Source organism: Pseudoalteromonas sp. Ld20 (genome assembly GCF_045064175.1).
GTDB lineage: Bacteria > Pseudomonadota > Gammaproteobacteria > Enterobacterales > Alteromonadaceae > Pseudoalteromonas > Pseudoalteromonas neustonica.
The window spans coordinates 225,025-242,744 of record NZ_JBISHB010000026.1; the positions used below are offsets into that span (position 1 = coordinate 225,025).

Here is a 17,720-nt window from a genome sequence, read left to right on the forward strand (position 1 = left end):
CTCACCTACGATAAGCCTGCTACTTATTATACAGGTAAACATTTTTTTCAAACCAATTGAAAAAATCACTGTTTAACATATTTTCCGGATCGAGTAGATCGATAGTATTTTCTTCGTTCACCGTTGAGCAACGCGGCAACATTTCATTATATAAAAACGAAATAAAAGGGTTTTTATCTTTTGGTAAACTACTAAAATACTGCGTATACACAAGGCTCGATGCATACAATATGGCTTCATCTTCTTGCCAAGATTTATTGGGTATAATCAAATCATCCATTACAAAGGGCTGACTCATAGAGCCTGTGCGCTTATCCCACTCATCAATTCGCAAAGAGGCAAGATGTTCGCCACTTTCAGAACGATAAGCAAAATATTGAGCCAGTCCCTCTTGTGCCCAACGCTGCATATACCCAAATTGTACAAAGTTAATGGCATGTACGGCTTCATGTGTAAGGATATCTATAAACAATGTGCGATTTAGGTAACCATTATCATAACGAGGTAAATTAATATAAGCCTGATGAATCCAAGGGATATACACTCCAGGGTTATTTACTGAACTTTCGGCACCATGCTTAACTAACTCATTAAAATATTGCTTATCATTAAGCGTTACTTTTAAATCTATAACACTTTTGGATAAGTTCTCTGGTTCAAACCAATCCATATACTCCTGATAAACAAACAATAAATTTCTGCGCAGTTCCCACTTAAGATCATCAACGAATTGTTCTGAAAAATAGTGTTCAAGTGGCCGATATTCTCCGCGAAATAACACCGAAATATTAATTTCAAAAAAACCGTAATACCTATTCATATAACGCTTAGAATCTGGGTCGTATATTCTTGTAAATTTAAGCGGCGGGCGCTCCAATAAACTACATAACCGTTTTTGTTCTGATGTAGGGTTAACCGCCAGCCATTGGTGAGGAGTATGCTCTATATGCGGGGGAGCTTCATGCTTTATAGTGTCAATGTTACGCCGTAAACGCTTTTCAACGTGCTCAGGTTTTATTTTATTCACGATCGGGGCCGCTGCAGGCTTAAAACCCTCATAATTTACATACACATTTTCCACAAGTGCTTCAATTGGCTCTGCATATACTCGCGTGTCTTGTGAATCGAACGAGTTAATAAATAAATTAACTCCCACAACCAAAATTAACACCGCCAAAAGTACTAAAAAAATGACCTTCGACCTACCCGCCTGTCTTTTATACACTTACACCTCTTAAACAATACTTGCAGAAAGCGACGAAGGCTTTTTTGCATCACCAAATCTTTGAATATAAAAACAGTGTAGCGAGTTTAAATACAATAAAGTACTCAAAAGAGGTCTAATCAGTTACTAGGCATCGAATTGGGGTTGTTAACGAGTGAAAACAAAACCCGTAGGCGGGAGTTTACCTCGCGCTGTTTTACATTTTATGGTGCTTTATTTGCGTGGCATAAAGCCCCGCGATTTTGTAGGTCGTGCTTTAGCGCGACAATAAATACACAAAGCAATAATCGCAGCTAAAGCTCGCTCCTACCAACAAACCCATGAACTAACCAAATATCGTAGGAACCCGCTTTAGCTGTGATTTTTGTAGAGCTAGTTGATGAACAATAAACCAAACCCGTAGGCGGGAGTTTACCTCGCGCTATTTACATTTTATGGTGCTTTATTTGCGCGGCGTAAAGCCCCGCCCACAACAAATTAATGGTCTTTAAATTAAATTTTGATTAATCGCTTTTATTACCGCTTGGGTTCTATCTTTTACATTAAGCTTGGCTAGAACTTGCGACACATGGTTACGAATTGTTCCTTCAGAGTTATCCAACCTATTAGCAATCACTTTATTCGACATTCCCAAAGACATACACTGCAGCACAACTTGCTCTTTTGCCGTTAAACATTGTTGGGGTGTTAACTGTTGTTGTAATAAATAATCAGTCACTGCACTTTGCAGCACACGTTTACCCGCAATAACACGTTTAATCGCATCTATTAATTCTTCAAGCTCTATATTTTTAAGAACATAACCACGCGCGCCCAAATTTATAGCTTTAACTAATACGTCACAATCCTCAAAGGTAGTAATTATTAGTACCGGCGTGTTGTTTAAGCTTTCACGCATTTTCTCAAGAACACCGAGTCCATCAAGGTTTGGCATTCGCATATCTAACAGCACAATATCAAAGCTACGCTGCGTTAATTGAGTAATAGCCTGTAAACCATCCTCAGCATGGCCATCAATAAATATATCCTCATCTAAATTAAGTAAATTAGCTAAACCAAGGCGAACTAAAGTCTGATCTTCTACTAGTAGGCACTTAATCATTATTCGTCTCTATTAAAAATCAGTGGCAAAGCAATAGTATTTATAAGCACACCTTGCTCAATATACTGGGTAAAATCGCCATTATATTGCGCCATGCGCTCCTTTAATCCAGCTAAACCATTACCTTGTTTTGGTAACTCTGTTTCTGGTTGGTTGTTGTATGCCTGTGCGATAAGCTGTGTTTGTTGATCAATATGAGTGACCTTTGCACTCAATGTTATATGGTTTGCTTGTGTATGTTTAAGCGTATTACTGATCATTTCTTGGCAAAAGCGTAGCACACATAAGCCATAATCTTGGGGTAATTGTTCTGTTTGTGTATCAAGCTGTAAATCACATTGTAAGTTAGGGGTTAGCGCACAGAGGGCTTCGAGCGCATTTTTTAATATGGTTTTATTATTACGTTGGGTCGATACGATTTCTCGTACCTCTTCTAGTACTTCTTGGCTTAATTGATGACAACGAGTCAACGTTTCGACAGTTTCAGGGTTGGCTGTTCGTTTAGCAAAATCTAAGTTAATACTCAGCGCAGTGAGCTTATGACCCAAAGAGTCATGTAATTCTCGTGAAATGTTCTGACGTTCCTGCGCAGCACTCATCGCTCCCATCATTTGTTGCGTAGCTTTGAGTTCTTTATAGTTTTGTCGCGATTGATAATGCATATTAAGACTCTCCACAATACGCCTACTTACAAACCAATTCATCACACAAAAGAAAAACCATACTACAAACGTCACCCAGGGCACACTCGTTTCCCAGCGCGTATAATGTGTTGCGCCATATACAACCATGGCGCTCACCACCGCACACAGTATTTTAGGTAATGAAAAGTGAGGACTGAAAGTTGCCGTAAACATCACTAAATGCAAAAACACGAGCGAAGTCGACGTAAGTTGCATGAGTCCCAAGGTCAGCAAAAAATAAGTTAACGCAATTATATAAACGTGTTTATTTGGCTGCTTTAAAACATAAAATAGCAGTGCCAAAATAGCACCACTCACACCACCTTGTAGCAACAAAGCAAGTTCAGAGTTAGCATAATATGCGCAGGCTGAGGTTACCCCCAACCAAGAGGCCAACGTTGAAAAACGCCAATCCGTTGTATGTCGTATATTTGGAACCATTGAATAACCCACATTTTTTACTAATTATTACAGAATCAAAAAGTTAAGAACAGTGACATATGTCATAGCCCAAGCTATGAGGTTTGTGACTAGAGGGCTCAAGATACAATCACGTATGCTTTTAATACGAACTACACCACCCGAGCACTTAAAATGAATATGAATAATAGACTACATTACATTGATAATTTACGTAGCCTAGCGCTATTACTAGGTATTGTATTTCACGCAGCGCTGGCATACAGCCCCTTTTTTAGTAATCTTTGGTTCACAGCCGATCCAAATACACATTTCATCTTTGATTATATATCGCATGCATTACACTTATTTCGTATGCCACTCTTTTTTATTATTGCAGGTTTTTGCAGCGCCCTGCTTATAGATAAATCTAATACTAATCAATTTTTACGTCATCGAGCTAAACACATACTGTTGCCCTTTATGATCTTTTTGCCTTTAAGCTTTGCCATTTACTATCATGCCCTTAGCTTTGGTGCGAGTATTGCTAAACCAACGCCGCCCATTTTTGCTGTTTTTCAGGTCATTAAAGAGCCTGTAATCAGCACAATGCATTTATGGTTTTTGTGGAATCTATTTCAGTTTTGCGTCATCTTTTGGCTACTAAATAAGAGTAAGTTAGTAAGCAATAAGCTCGATAACTTCATAACTCACCCCGTATTTTTATATTGTATGCTACCCATTTTATTAACAGTCTCATTAATTGCACAGCCGATACCATTCCCAGCCCCCGATAAACTCACGCCTCAGCTTTGGTCATATGGCTTTTACGGCAGCCTTTACTTGGTCGGTGCAAGCCTTTTTAAAAAGCAAAACCTACTTTCAACGTATCAAAACTATATATGGCCTCTATCAGGAATAGCCACAATATCTATTGCGGCTTATTTTTATCTACTTCCAGCAGCGCCTACACTTGAAATGGTTATAACCGCCGCCTCCGCCGGAGAATTCACCCCAACAGGCCATCAACACTTTTTGCATGTAATGGTACAAACGAGCTGTATTTTATCGTTGACCGCAGTGTCTATTTTACTCGGCCACCGCTTTTTAAATAATGCAAATCGCGTAAGTCGCGCCATTTCCGATGCTTCGTATTGGGTTTATTTAATCCACGTACCAGTACTTATTTATATTCAAATGCCACTGATCAACACCGCACTCCCCGCACTGAGTAAATTTATTATTTCCGTATTCTTAACCTTATTGATTGGCCAAGTCAGTTACTTGCTATTAGTAAAAAGAACATGGCTTGGCTTATTACTCAATGGCAAAAAGCATTAAAGGAAAGCTACCCAGTTTATAAGTTGTGCATTAGCTTTATTTGCGCGGCATAAAGCCCCGCGCTTTTGTAGGTCGTGCTTTAGCGCGACAATAAATGCTAAAGCAATAATCGCAGCTAAAGCTCGCTCCTACCAACAAACCCATGAACTAACCAAATATCGTAGGAACCCGCTTTAGCTGTGATTGTTTGTAGAGTTACTGAAAAATAAACCAAAACCGTAGGCAGGAGTTTACCTCGCGCTGTTTGCATTTATGGTGCTTTAATTTGCGCGGCATAAAGCCCAGCTTATAAAATTTAAACACCAGTAGCAACGGGTTCACACCGCGCTTTTGTAGGTCGTGCTTTAGCGCGACAATAAATACACAAAGCAATCATCGCTATTAAAGTACACTGCGTTTATGTATCCCCAAGCCCCAAATATTAAACACTACCTGATTACAAGTACGGTTTAAACGCCTCATCATCTTGTTTAAATTGTGACAACAGCCATTCTTTAAACGCAATGACCTTTTCCCATTTAAAGTGATCTTTCGGACCCACTAAATAATATTTATAACTACACGCATACTCAAAACCAGGAAATAAAGCCAGCTGCCCTAATTTAATATGCGACTCAATTAAACGCCGCCTAACTAAAGCAACCCCCTGGCCAGCTAAAGTAGCTTGAATCACTAATGCGGCATTATCTATTTCTAAAAATACAGGAACTGATGCTGGACAAACTCCCAAGCTAGTGATTAAGGTTTGCCATCCTTGCTCAGCATCGGGGCAAATATCCATAATAATGTTTTGTTTAAGCAACTGCTCTTTAAGCGGCAAATTAACATCAAGTAGACCAGGCTTATAAGCTAAAAATAAGCTGTCATCAGCCAGCAGTTCACTATGTACATCACTGTAATTACCTAAACCAAACCGTATCCCTAAATCAACATGCCCCTGAGAAAAATTAGCATGATGGTCACTGGGGTCAATGCGTAAATGAATACCCGGATAAGCACGTTGAAAACCACTGACATGTTGCAACAACCAGCCACTGGCAAATGAAGGTAATACTGATAAGTTTAAACAATGGGGTTGTTCATCTTGGCGTAATGAATTCACACCATTTTGTAAGCAACTAAAGCCTTTTAAAACATGTGGTAATAATTGCTCACCTTGACGGGTTAGCGCAACAAATCGAGTATGACGAGTAAATAACTCACACTGTAAATTCGCCTCTAACAATCGAATTTGCTGACTTACAGCTGCTTGACTCACAAATAATTTTTCAGCCGCAAGCTTAAAACTTCCCAACTCTGCAGCATGCTTAAAATACCAAAGACTTTTTAATGGCGGTAAATTCACAGCTCACCCAAGTTAAGAAAAACTTAAGCATAGGCAACTTTTAATCGTTTGTCAGTATTTTTTATACACGCAATACTCACCCAGTCAGCCATCCGAAAACAGGAATATAACTTATGAAAAACCTAATAGTATTAGCTTTCTTTTTATTCAGTGGTCTCGCTCATACAGCACCTACAACCACATCAAAAATAAATACTGATGAAGGTTACCCTTATAAAAACTTAATTAACAAATCAGAAAGAGTAGAGCTGCGCTACACAGAAAACGGTCATAACGTTTCATGCAGAGTCGTTGTTCAATCTAAAGAAATTAAATACGCAGGGGAGCTGCAAACAGCATCAGCAAAACGCTTTAAAAAAAGCCCAATGAGCACTTGCTTGACCAGAGATAAAGCGAAAGAGATTTTAGCGCAATTGTATATATTAAATCAGGAAAACAACCAGTAAAAAATACATTGCAGAACGCTTGAGCACAGGGCAGATAATCTGCCCGCTTAAGTTTAAATCATGTGTAATTTATTAATCTCTACAGGTAACGCAAGGGCTGATTCATAAAATGCGAACACCTCTTTCACATACGGTTGCTGGTAATGTTCATCAAGTGCAGCTTGTGATGCAAACTTTTCTATTAAAAATAAACACTGTTGATCTAAATCTTCATATAACTCAAAACGAATACACCCTGGCTCTGCTAATGTTGGTTGTAACATTTGCTGTAAACGCCCTTTACACTCAGTAAATAATGCCGCATTAGGCGTGATTTTTGCCACTATATTAATCATTTTAAACCCCTATTAAAAAACGTGATAACAACACAGCGAATAGGTGGAGCAACAGTAAATGCCACTACAAAAGCCGCAGGCCACGCATTAATAAATGCAATTAGCCAACTGTGTAAAAATGTTTCACTGAAACCTAAATTAACGTAGGTTACCCAAGCAGATAACAAAAACGACATCAAAAAAGAGAACACCGCAGTAAACACAAAATGAATTTTCATAACACCTCCTTGGCGTTACTATATGCAAAGAGATGGCGTGCAAACAGTCACGATAACGCAAACTAAGATTGAGAAATTGATATGCTAGACGATCTACATTTATTTATAGAAATAGCACGACGTAAAAGCATGAGCCAAACAGCTAAAGATCTAAGCTTAAATTTATCAACCCTTTCACGACGTATTCAATCTTTAGAAGAAAAGTTAGGCAATCCCTTACTACAACGTACCGCCAGAGGGATTGTGCTCACAGCAAAAGGTGAGCAGCTTTATAATGAACTGGCCGAGCAGGTATTAACGCTCAACACGCATTTAAATCAACTAAACTCGCCCACACTTGAGGCCAGTGATTTTTACTTGCTGTGCCCACAAAATATTATTGCTGGGCCATTAATGCCTGCACTCAATGCATTTTCAGCTAATAATTTAGCGCTTAATCTACACATTTATCCAAGCAACACGAATAGCCAATTAAGCCAAAAACGTTTTGATTTAGCTATTCGTGTAGGCGAGCAGCAAGACTCAAGCTACTTTCAAAAACGCCTAGGCAATATAGCGATTAAGTTTGTCGTAAAACACCAAGCGCCACTGTCGCGACTAGTGCTCCCTTATGCAGAATCACAACTTCCAACGGGTTTACTTAAACTACTTAAAGAAGAGTATGCACACATCAGCTTTTGTTTTGATATTACCATCGCTAAAAATATGGTTGAATCAGGCTATGGTGTAGGGCTGCTACCCATGAGCGAAATTGACAGCATTACACATAAAAACCAATTTAGTTATATAACGTCACCAATCGCGATCCCTGCAAGGCCTATTTATGCACTATGGCCGCATTCCAACAAGCCATCAGCCACAGCTGATCAATTAATAACTTTAATACACGACATAACTACACAAACACCCAGCCTACAAGGAAAAATTGTAGCGCTGAATTAACAGGTATTTAAAAGAATAAAGTAAACGATCAAAACCCGTAGGCGGGAATTTACCTCGCGCTGTTTGCATTTTATGGTGCTTTATTTGCGCGGCATAAAGCCCAGTCTACAAAAAAGCCCCGCGCTTTTGTAGGTCGTGCTTTAGCGCGACAATAACAATAAATACACAAAGCTATCATCGCAGCTAAAGCTCACTCCTACCATCACCCCATATCGTAGGAACCCGCTTTAGCTGTGATTGTTTGTAGAGCTAGTTGATGAACAATAAACCAAACCCGTAGGCGGGAGTTTACCTCGCGCAGATTTGCGTTTTATGGTGCTTTAATTTGCGCGGCGTAAAGCCCCGCCTACAAAATTTAAACACCCGTAGCAGCGGGTTTACCCCGCGATTTTGTAGGTCGTGCTTTAGCGCGACAATAAATGCTAAAGCAATCATCGCAGCTAAAGCTCACTCTTACCAACAAACCCATGAACTAACCAAATACATGTCATATTGAAAAACTGCCTTTTCTTTGTACCTTTTATTTAGTATGTTAATTGTTCAATTAAAAGGAGAATAATTACATGGATGGTCAATTACCATTATTTGATGAAATACCCGATAAAAACGAGCAAACGGGATCACCGCAAGAATCAAACCGTAAGTTTTGTACAGAGCTTGAAGAAGATCTAACCTTAATAGGCTTTCTTGAGTGTCACGACACTCAACCTCAACCACAAAAGTATATAAAGCGTGCAGCCTACCAAGATATGTACGGCAGTACACGCCATAGTACCTTTTTAATACATCATAAAATCAAAGGGCTGTTAAGAGTTGAAGCGCATCGACAAGTACAAAGTGGCTCAGTTGATCAAAAATTTCCATTCTTTTATGAGTCATTAAATAATGCACCAGAAGAAACGGTGGTTATTGTTTTCGATGGAAAGGGCTATAAAAAAGAAGCTTTTGATTGGTTGTTAAATCAAACTGAAATACAAACAAATAAAATGTTTAAGGTGTTCGCTTCCAAAGACGGGTTCCTTAACTATTTGGCGGGTTAGTATACAACTCTAACCCCGCATATTGTTTTTAATTTCAAGTACCCTAAATATCACGTGGCGACTAGAGTGCTTTTACAGCACTCCTCAATTCACTCTCACTTATTGCTTGTTTACATTACATATTTTAGTAAACTGTCTGTCTCGCAAACAGGGAGCGGTTTAATGCAACAGATTGGTATTTACGAGCAGTTAATTACACAAGTAATTGAGCAAAATTTAAATCGCGATCAATTTTACGTGGGCGAGCGCCAACTAGAATCGGCAGAGGCTGCAACGTGGCTTTCGCGCTTTTTAGGCAAGCTTGTTGCACATGCAATTGATGCAATCCCGAATTCAGACGAGCGTTTGCAGGAGCAAATAAACCTAGCAAATAGCCTTGTGCTGTGGCTTAAAGATCATATTCGCGATGATGAACTGATCAACGAAAACCTCATCGACAGCCAAGGCCGCATCCTTACCGCATTGTTTAATACTCAAAATCCCATTGCTGCAAATCTTAAAGATTACTCCAAAGATATATTCCCGCTAACAGGGCTTACCCAAAGCGAATTATTTAGCGGCGCGAATGCGGGGATCTCACTCGAAACCGAGCTAAAGCGTGAAATAAAATCTGCCGATACTATTTACTGGCTTGTTTCATTTATAAAATGGACGGGGCTGCGCATTTTTAAAAATGAGCTTGAAGCCTTTACCAAAAGCGGCAATAAACTCAAAGTAATTACCACCTCGTACATGGGGGCAACGGATGCCAAAGCCGTGGAATTTTTAGCAAACCTACCAAATACCGAGGTAAAGCTGAGTTACAACAATCAGCAAGAGCGCTTACACGCAAAATCTTACTTGTTTATGCGTAATACGGGTTTTCATACCGGTTATATTGGCTCGTCTAATTTATCGCATTCGGCGCTTACCAGCGGCCTTGAGTGGAACTTAAAAATTACCGCCCAAGAGATCCCGCACATAATAGCCAAAACTAAAAGCACCTTTGAAACTTACTGGCAATCGCCAGATTTCGAGCTATTTACTGGCAAAGTTGAATGTAAAGAAAAGCTCATAAATTCACTTAATGAGCAACGCGGTGTTGGCCAAGCAAGCAGTCAGTTTTATTTTGATATCACGCCAAAAACCCACCAACTCGCAATATTAGAAAAGCTAAACGTAGAGCGCAGCGTGCATAACCGCTTTAAAAACTTAGTGGTTGCCGCAACGGGCACTGGTAAAACAATAATATCGGCGTTCGACTTTAAAACCATTTACGATAAAAACCCAAACGCCCACTTTTTGTTTGTAGCCCACCGCGAAGAAATACTCAAACAAGCGCAAAGCGCTTATCGTGGTGTACTTAAAAATAACGACTTTGGTGAGCTCTGGGTGGGTAACTACAAGCCACAACGCTACAACCAATTATTTGCGTCAATTCAAACGCTGAATAGCCAAATTGAATCGCTTAATTTAACGCATGATTACTACGACTACATAGTTATAGATGAAGTGCATCACGTAAGCGCCGCAAGTTACCGCGCTATTTTAAATCACTTTACCCCCACAATATTACTTGGCCTCACCGCCACGCCAGAGCGACAAGATGGCGCAAATATCCTTGATGATTTTTGTGGGGTAATAGCCGCTGAAATCCGCTTGCCAGAGGCAATAAACCAGCGCCATTTATGCCCGTTTCAATACTTTGGATTGGATGACGAGACCGACCTAAGCCAAATAACATGGCGAGGCGGCCGTTACGATATAAGCGAGCTAAGTAATCTTTATACAGGTGAGAACAGCCGCGCTAACAAAATTATATCCAGCCTTGCTGATATAGTGACGAGTGTTCACAACATTAAAGCACTCGCGTTTTGCGTAAGCCAAAAGCACGCTGAATTTATGGCGTCTAAATTTAACTTAGCAGGTATAAACGCCGATGTGCTGACCAGTAAAAATACTAATGAGCGTGCGACCAAACAGCAAGCACTGCGCCAAGGTGAAATACAAATACTCTGCGTGGTTGATATTTTTAACGAAGGTGTCGATATTCCAGAGGTTGATACTCTATTATTTTTACGCCCAACTGAAAGCTTAACGCTGTTTTTACAGCAACTCGGCCGTGGTTTGCGCTTACCAGATAATAGCCTTTCGTTAGGTAAATCAAAGCAGTGCTGTACCGTACTCGACTTTGTAGGAAATGCCCGCCCAGAATATGACTTTGCTAGCAAGTTCCGTGCACTAATTGGAAAAAGTAATCAGCCAATAAAAACCGAGGTCGAAAACAACTTCCCGCATTTACCGCTGGGTTGCCGTATAGAACTACAAAAGCGAACACAACAAACAATATTAAAAAATATTCAGCAAGCCATAAACAGCAAACGCCGTTTACAACAGCTGATAAATAGCTATCCGCAACATACCAATGACGCGCTTACACTAAGTAACTTTTTACGTATAAACCCACAAGTCACGCTTGAAGATATTTACAAACCAAAAGATAAAAAGCTCGGCGGTTGGCATTGGCTAAAAGGTGATGAAATACCCGCAAATCAAGCCGACATTTACGCCGCGTATTACCGCGCTATAAATACTCAATTACTGAGCTGCGACTCGCTCAGCTACTTATGCTTTTTACGTGATTTATGTAATAACGACTTTAGCTTTACACCAACGCCACAAAACCAACAGTACGCGCTAATGGCGCATTACAACTTTTGGGATAACACTGGAACAGGTTTAGGGTTTAAAACGCTTGAGCAAAGCTTACAAGCACTTAAACACAAAGATTTACACCACGAACTTGCACAAGTAATTACGCTGTTAATAAACCGCATTCACCAGCAAGAAAGTGATTTAGCATGTTTACCTAATCACGCAATAAAATTACACAGCCGCTATACACGCCAACAAATACTCGCCGCGTTTGGCGCACACTCGTTTGATAAAAGATCGACCGCTCGCGAAGGCGTATTAGAGTTTAAAAACCAAAACCTAGAGCTATTATTTGTAACACTCAATAAGTGCGAAAAAACCTACTCGCCCACCACGCTGTATCACGACTACGCAATCAGCCCCACCCTATTCCATTGGCAAACGCAAAACAGCGCCCGCCCAGAACACGGCCGCGGCCTAAGCTACATTGAGCACCAACAAACAGGCAAAACCATCCTGTTATTTGTACGCGAACAAGGCAAAGATGAAAACAGCCGAACTATGGGATTTGTAAACTACGGCGAGGTTAAATACCAAAGCCACAACGGCAGCCAACCGATGAATATAACGTGGGAGTTAACCAACTCCATGCCAAACGAAATGTGGCATGAGGCAGGAAAATTGGCGGTTGGGTGATTATGCTACTGTTATTTTTTTTTATTAGTTCCATATATTAACTTTTCAACGATCTAAATTAAGTTATATAGTTCAAGAAACTAATATCTACAGTCAATATGGTTTGATTTAAAAATATCTACACCAATTTTGCGTAACCTTTCAATCCAACATTCGGCCATTTCATTACCGATATTAAAATGACTTATAGCTATCTCTTTTAAAATACGATGCTCATTTTCAATTGTAGAAGGCATAAGCCCAGCATCATCAGTATTCACACAAACAGTAATAGGTCCAGTGCGAATACCAAAACGATTAAATTTTTCGCCTGCATTGAGTAAAGTATTATCTACAGGATACCATCGATAGACAGGATGCTCTGAATAGCACTTAAACCGACCAATATAGATGTTAGATGTTGGACAAGCCTCAATAACGACACCTTTTCTACTATATTTCTCGATCAAATAATCTTGAAGAGCTTCATAAAAATCAAGTTCAAAGCTATCGACAATCTCACTATACTCATCATTTATAAAGGGAGCATGGTCGCTTCCAAAATAAACACTCACAATTTTTTCAGCGGTATTTCTTTTTATTTTTTTAATTCCATTATCAGTATATTCTTTCCAATATTTAATAGCCTCTGCATTCATATTAATTCTTTTCGATTTAAAATCAGGTAACCAAGCCGCAGTCTCTTCACTACTGTTATTTAACTCTGTATCAAAATATTCTGGGCAATTTCTTCTTAAACGCCAAGCTTCGAACAAGGTATATTTAGATCTATCCTCATCAAATAACTTATGATTCCACTTTGATATTTTCCTCTCAAAAACAGCTAACATTACATCAAACCGTGGGGCTTTTTTCGTAACCTCAATAGCATGATTATATACCCACACTAAATTATCTAAATGTGTACTCAAAGGGACGTATGAACGCTGCTGGCGAGAAGCCCATTTTTTAACGTCAACTCCTAATGCTAGAGCATGACCTACTCTGTCACTAGATTCGTAATCACAAAACTCTATTGTTTCATCAATGGTTCTTAATCCAGTCAATAAATGGCTGAAATCTTCTCCGGCATGAATACTTAAATGCAGTTTTCTTTGAGGGACAAAATGTTTATTATCTGGTCGATAAGCGCTCTTTCTTAACACTCGTATCAAGGGGGCAAAAACCTCAATTGGAAAATGATTTTCATTACCTGAAACATCAATTCCTCGAATCAGCGCGCATAAATTTAAACTTTGCACTTTCGAATTACCTAGCTTTTCATACTCATATTTTTGTAATGCTGAAGATGTAAAGACTTTTTGCAGCCTACGTAACGACTTTAATAGTTCTAATCGTTTTGTTGTATAACGCTTATCATATATTTGAAGGTTTTCTTTAGCATGATAGTTTTGTTTAAACGAACGACTAAAATGAAAGGTAAATTGCTTATTATTAAATTGATTCTTTTCTATAAAATCAAAACCAAACTTAGTTAACTGCCTTGCTGTAACTGTTTGATCTGATATTTTAAATTCACGTAAAGTATTTTTATCTGAGTCACTTTCGTAACTATGTTTACCATATGCTATGACTTGACCATGGCTCTGTCTCGGTTTAAAAGCAAAGTGCTCAATAAAACTTGTTAGACCGACACCAGAGCTAATCATCATAGAACGTAAAATATTATTTCCCGTTATGTAAGCACTCAGTTTGTACAACCAAAGATCGCAGCTTGCGTAAACATCCCCATGATGCACTAATGCTATGGCTATTAATAACCACATCTTATTTGAGTCTTGTCTATTACAATTAATGGCAGCATTAAGTAGCTTAGTTACGTTATTATTTTTAGAGTTTGTAGTTAGTAGATCTCCAATACTTTCATCAGGAATTGTCCAAAACTGAGGACGTTGCCAGTCTACTTTATTACATTTGCTGTTTCCCTTACTCAGTGTTGCTATTAAATCGTTGAACAACAACTTTATAAGAACTGGTAACTCGTTAATATTACGCTCACCACTTGAATATTTGGTAAACTCGGGTAGTTTCGGAGTCGATGTGCTGTTGTCAAAAAATGATTTAGGTTTGCTTTTTAAAAATAAAGATACTTCAGCTAGAGCTGGAGTATAATTACCGTTCCCGCCTAAATGTACATGATTATCTGCATATTTCTTTTGACTAAATCCTTTAGGGAATGCAGAAAAGCATTGTTCGTCTATTAATTCACTTACGTTATCTACGTGAAGTAAATTTTGTTTGATTTTATCGCTGTAACCTATTGCTATGAGCCAAACAGGATCTATTTTTGACAAAATAGCAGACCAATGCTTTAAATTACTTTCATTAACAGTAAAGCTTGAACCTTGCCAAACGAGTAACTTTTGTTGCATTACCCGTAATTGCTTTAGTAATGAGTTTGCCCGATAACCACTCCCCCAGATATTATTTATAGCTTTATTATCATCACGACGGTGCATATTTTCTAAGTAAAATTGGTGATCAAATAACGCTAAGTCAGCAGCTTCATTAGCAGCTCTCTCTCTATTTAAAGTGAGCTTGCCATCTCCGCACTTCACATAAAACTCAAGCCATCTATCTGAACGCAGACGAGTGACGGGTGCCAACCATTCAAGATCGAGTAATAGCATTTTTATATACTCTGCAAGTTTTTAGTGAAGAAATTTACTTGTGTTATTCTTCCATCAAAATTGATATTAAGCAGTTCACATATAAACTCAGCTCTAGCAATCACAAGTTGCTTATTCCTAACTTTATCATCCTCATCCCAAGCAGCTATATCACCTTCATCCACCCCAAAGATCAAGCGATGATCGCTAATACTTAATTTTTTTCTTTCTTGTAAAGTTTTAAATTTCTCTAATGGAATTGGTTTAATATTTAACTCTGATATTTTTGTTTTTTCCAAGTCTGATTCGGTTATATCATTACTACGATTATTTTTATTTAATAATAATTGAAAAGCACCATTTTTGAGTTCTTCATTCTCCAATAATTGGAAGATAGGATGATTTGCAATAGCTTGTAGTAATAGGGCTTTAGGTTCAATATCGTCTTTTAAACCACCTTTTATTTCACTGAATGGTTTATTATCTTTGGAATCTGTAAAGTTGAAAAAGTATCCTACGTTATCTCTTAAAGGTGGCGAGTAACGTCGGTGCTCTCCAAAATTTCGGATTAGATTTAAATTACTTGTAAAAGCTACATTTTGTAATACAACAGGGCTTGGCTTCATAAAGGTAGCAAATGCATTGATTACGATGTACTTAAACCTTAAAGCTAAATCAGTCAGTGTTTCATTTTTATAATCATTTGAGGCGTTTTTTTGAATTCTATCTTTCAATAAACGTAACTGAGTGAATGACTTATTAAAAACCGAATATATAATAGGCATCAAAGAATCATTTTTATAATATTTTAAATTAGATAAGTATTTGACCTCCCATGCAGCTATATTAGATGAAAGTTCTCTGATTGTAATATTTGATACTAATTTAATTTCTTCCTCATCAGTCAGCTCTTCTTCTGGACCAATATTAAATGCTTTAGTCGGAAATAAAGCGGGAACTGTATAAAATGGCGTTCTACTAAATAAGTCTTTTAAAATTGAATTCCAATGATGTACTCTTTTATCTAAGTAATCTTTATTCTCAACTTCGAGTTTGAAATCGAAATTAAGTAATGAAATAGCCAATAGTTCATAAGCTCGACTAAAAAATATTTGCCTTTGTGTTTTTAAAGTTAAATCGTAGTAGTTGTTATATGTAAAAATATCTAGGAGCATACGTTTATCATTTCGCGAATCTTGATCTTTACCTTTAGAAGTCGTTTCTTGTATATTTTCGTCAGTTATTGATTCACTGGTTAATTTAAACTTTCCGTAAAAATGCTCAATTATAGGCATGCTCCTATATATCTTTTCATTTTTGAACTCTTCAAAATGCTGACTCATTATTTTTACAAGTTCATTATCGGCATTCAATTTATCTGAAACTTGTTCTTCAAAAAATAGCTTGCCTTGCCATTTAGGCGTCAAGTCGTTCATTTGTAATATTGGATTAAATGAATGTAGCTCATTTAAAGTTATATAAGCATTATTTTCTTTTACCTTTGAGCCTTCTATTTTCAGTGCTGTAACTGCATTAGAATAAGCTACACTATTTTGCTTTAACCTAGCCCACACAATATAACGTTGCCATAACTCAGCACGGTTTTCTTTTTTTAGTTCACTAGGAGAAAAATCTCGTACTAATTGTGTAACTTCACGAGCTGAATCAGGCTTTGGCCAATCACAGCTTTTTTCCTCACCATTCAGTGGACCAAATAAGCAAGAAATAAATTTAGTTATATAGTCTTTATAACTTAATGGTTCACGCTTTTCTGTATCGCCAAAATCATAAATAATCATACTTGATAAGAGTCTGTCTATAGGTTCTAGACTAATTCGATTATGATGAGGTATTACTTTTTTTAGATACTCTTGCGTTAACTGCTTAGCTTTTTGACTTCCAATTATTCTATTTGATTTGTTATCTTCGTCTTTTTTGAATCGGTTTTCTATTATTGGCTCATATAACTCTAGATCGCCTGTAATTATAGGAATTATTTTAGGGCAACCAAGTAATCGGCGCACAATATCCAAAACATCATATGCACGAGCTAATGCCATATCAATATCATCTATAGGTAGGACAATTGCATCAACGCCTAATATTTTTCTGCATTCATTAATATAAGTATCAAAATGTTTAACTAACTGTATTCCACTACGGTATTTAATTACGCGATCTAAACCACTCAGGCCATCTTCCAGATTCTCCTGTTTTCCAAGTGATTTAGATACGATTCTTAAGGATTGATAAAATGAATCCTCATTAACAGAATTACATTGTTTTGATTCTAAATATGTTTCCACTTCATTATATAAATGTGCAATTATGACATTAGCAAAATTATCGTGATCGACTAAAAGAGTTGGATCAATAGAGTCGCAAAAATGTGCTTTTACATCCAAATCATTTTCATCTTTATATTTTTTCCAAAAGCTTTTTATATTTTGTAAAAAAACTGTTTTTCCCGTACCTCTTTCCCCACCAATAAATATTGCATCATGAATAACCGTAGGATTATTACCTTCATTATCCTTATGCTTTTTTGCTTGTTTTATTGTTTTTTCTAACCTCTGATTAAATTCATGTACTGCATCCTGTTGCCATATTTCACCTTCTTGAATATCTCTTTCAAAATCTACTTTATTTAAATCTAATATTATTGGCGTATTATCTCGTTTTTTTATTAAATTAATCATAATTTC

Annotated in this window: 13 protein-coding genes; 5 read left to right on the plus strand and 8 right to left on the minus strand. The window is 37.7% G+C overall.

The genetic code is table 11. The features are described 5' to 3' along the window. Nucleotides 1-19 precede the first annotated feature (19 nt). From ACJJVX_RS03140 to ACJJVX_RS03150, 3 genes are all read right to left on the minus strand, one after another. The gene (locus tag ACJJVX_RS03140; RefSeq protein WP_152960572.1) at nucleotides 20-1,225 is read right to left on the minus strand and encodes a hypothetical protein; all 1,206 of its coding nucleotides are present in this window, start codon (nucleotides 1,223-1,225) and stop codon (nucleotides 20-22) included. A gap of 487 nt (nucleotides 1,226-1,712) precedes the next feature. After that, nucleotides 1,713-2,327 (minus strand): response regulator transcription factor, encoded by a 615-nt coding sequence (locus tag ACJJVX_RS03145; RefSeq protein WP_054204020.1) that lies wholly within the window; start codon nucleotides 2,325-2,327, stop codon nucleotides 1,713-1,715. Then, on the minus strand, nucleotides 2,327-3,451 hold the full coding sequence (locus ACJJVX_RS03150) for a histidine kinase (protein ID WP_054204019.1): 1,125 nt from the start codon (nucleotides 3,449-3,451) through the stop codon (nucleotides 2,327-2,329). The genes ACJJVX_RS03145 and ACJJVX_RS03150 overlap by 1 nt, the downstream gene beginning before the upstream one ends. Before the next feature lie 159 nt (nucleotides 3,452-3,610). Between ACJJVX_RS03150 and ACJJVX_RS03155 the strand changes: the two genes are divergently transcribed. Further along, complete coding sequence (locus ACJJVX_RS03155) at nucleotides 3,611-4,750, plus strand: acyltransferase family protein (RefSeq protein WP_316244658.1); 1,140 nt, start codon at nucleotides 3,611-3,613, stop codon at nucleotides 4,748-4,750. Between the two features lie 436 nt (nucleotides 4,751-5,186). On the opposite strand, the gene ACJJVX_RS03160 is transcribed toward ACJJVX_RS03155, so the two are convergent. After that, nucleotides 5,187-6,095 carry a LysR substrate-binding domain-containing protein gene (locus tag ACJJVX_RS03160; RefSeq protein ID WP_405630083.1) on the minus strand — a complete coding sequence of 303 codons (909 nt, stop codon included), beginning with the start codon at nucleotides 6,093-6,095 and terminating at the stop codon, nucleotides 5,187-5,189. 113 nt (nucleotides 6,096-6,208) lie between these two features. Between ACJJVX_RS03160 and ACJJVX_RS03165 the strand changes: the two genes are divergently transcribed. After that, the gene (locus tag ACJJVX_RS03165; protein ID WP_342883180.1) at nucleotides 6,209-6,541 is read left to right on the plus strand and encodes a hypothetical protein; all 333 of its coding nucleotides are present in this window, start codon (nucleotides 6,209-6,211) and stop codon (nucleotides 6,539-6,541) included. A gap of 53 nt (nucleotides 6,542-6,594) precedes the next feature. On the opposite strand, the gene ACJJVX_RS03170 is transcribed toward ACJJVX_RS03165, so the two are convergent. Together ACJJVX_RS03170 and ACJJVX_RS03175 are read right to left on the minus strand one after the other, a co-directional pair. After that, nucleotides 6,595-6,876 carry a putative quinol monooxygenase gene (locus ACJJVX_RS03170; RefSeq protein WP_054452414.1) on the minus strand — a complete coding sequence of 94 codons (282 nt, stop codon included), beginning with the start codon at nucleotides 6,874-6,876 and terminating at the stop codon, nucleotides 6,595-6,597. Further along, nucleotides 6,873-7,094, minus strand: a complete 222-nt coding sequence (locus ACJJVX_RS03175; RefSeq protein WP_405630085.1) for a DUF2798 domain-containing protein — start codon at nucleotides 7,092-7,094, stop codon at nucleotides 6,873-6,875. The genes ACJJVX_RS03170 and ACJJVX_RS03175 overlap by 4 nt, the downstream gene beginning before the upstream one ends. Before the next feature lie 81 nt (nucleotides 7,095-7,175). Here ACJJVX_RS03175 and ACJJVX_RS03180 point away from each other — a divergent pair, with 81 nt between their 5' ends. The 3 genes from ACJJVX_RS03180 (at nucleotide 7,176) to ACJJVX_RS03190 (ending at nucleotide 12,406) form a co-directional block, all read left to right on the plus strand. Further along, nucleotides 7,176-8,036 (plus strand): LysR family transcriptional regulator, encoded by an 861-nt coding sequence (locus ACJJVX_RS03180; RefSeq protein WP_405630088.1) that lies wholly within the window; start codon nucleotides 7,176-7,178, stop codon nucleotides 8,034-8,036. A 563-nt stretch (nucleotides 8,037-8,599) separates the two neighbouring features. Then, the gene (locus tag ACJJVX_RS03185) at nucleotides 8,600-9,076 is read left to right on the plus strand and encodes a PD-(D/E)XK nuclease superfamily protein (RefSeq protein WP_405630090.1); all 477 of its coding nucleotides are present in this window, start codon (nucleotides 8,600-8,602) and stop codon (nucleotides 9,074-9,076) included. A 162-nt stretch (nucleotides 9,077-9,238) separates the two neighbouring features. After that, the gene (locus ACJJVX_RS03190; RefSeq protein WP_405630093.1) at nucleotides 9,239-12,406 is read left to right on the plus strand and encodes a DUF3427 domain-containing protein; all 3,168 of its coding nucleotides are present in this window, start codon (nucleotides 9,239-9,241) and stop codon (nucleotides 12,404-12,406) included. 80 nt (nucleotides 12,407-12,486) lie between these two features. On the opposite strand, the gene ACJJVX_RS03195 is transcribed toward ACJJVX_RS03190, so the two are convergent. Together ACJJVX_RS03195 and ACJJVX_RS03200 are read right to left on the minus strand one after the other, a co-directional pair. Further along, nucleotides 12,487-15,036, minus strand: a complete 2,550-nt coding sequence (locus ACJJVX_RS03195; RefSeq protein WP_405630094.1) for a hypothetical protein — start codon at nucleotides 15,034-15,036, stop codon at nucleotides 12,487-12,489. A 2-nt stretch (nucleotides 15,037-15,038) separates the two neighbouring features. Further along, nucleotides 15,039-17,714, minus strand: a complete 2,676-nt coding sequence (locus tag ACJJVX_RS03200; protein ID WP_405630097.1) for a hypothetical protein — start codon at nucleotides 17,712-17,714, stop codon at nucleotides 15,039-15,041. Between the last annotated feature and the right edge of the window lie 6 nt (nucleotides 17,715-17,720).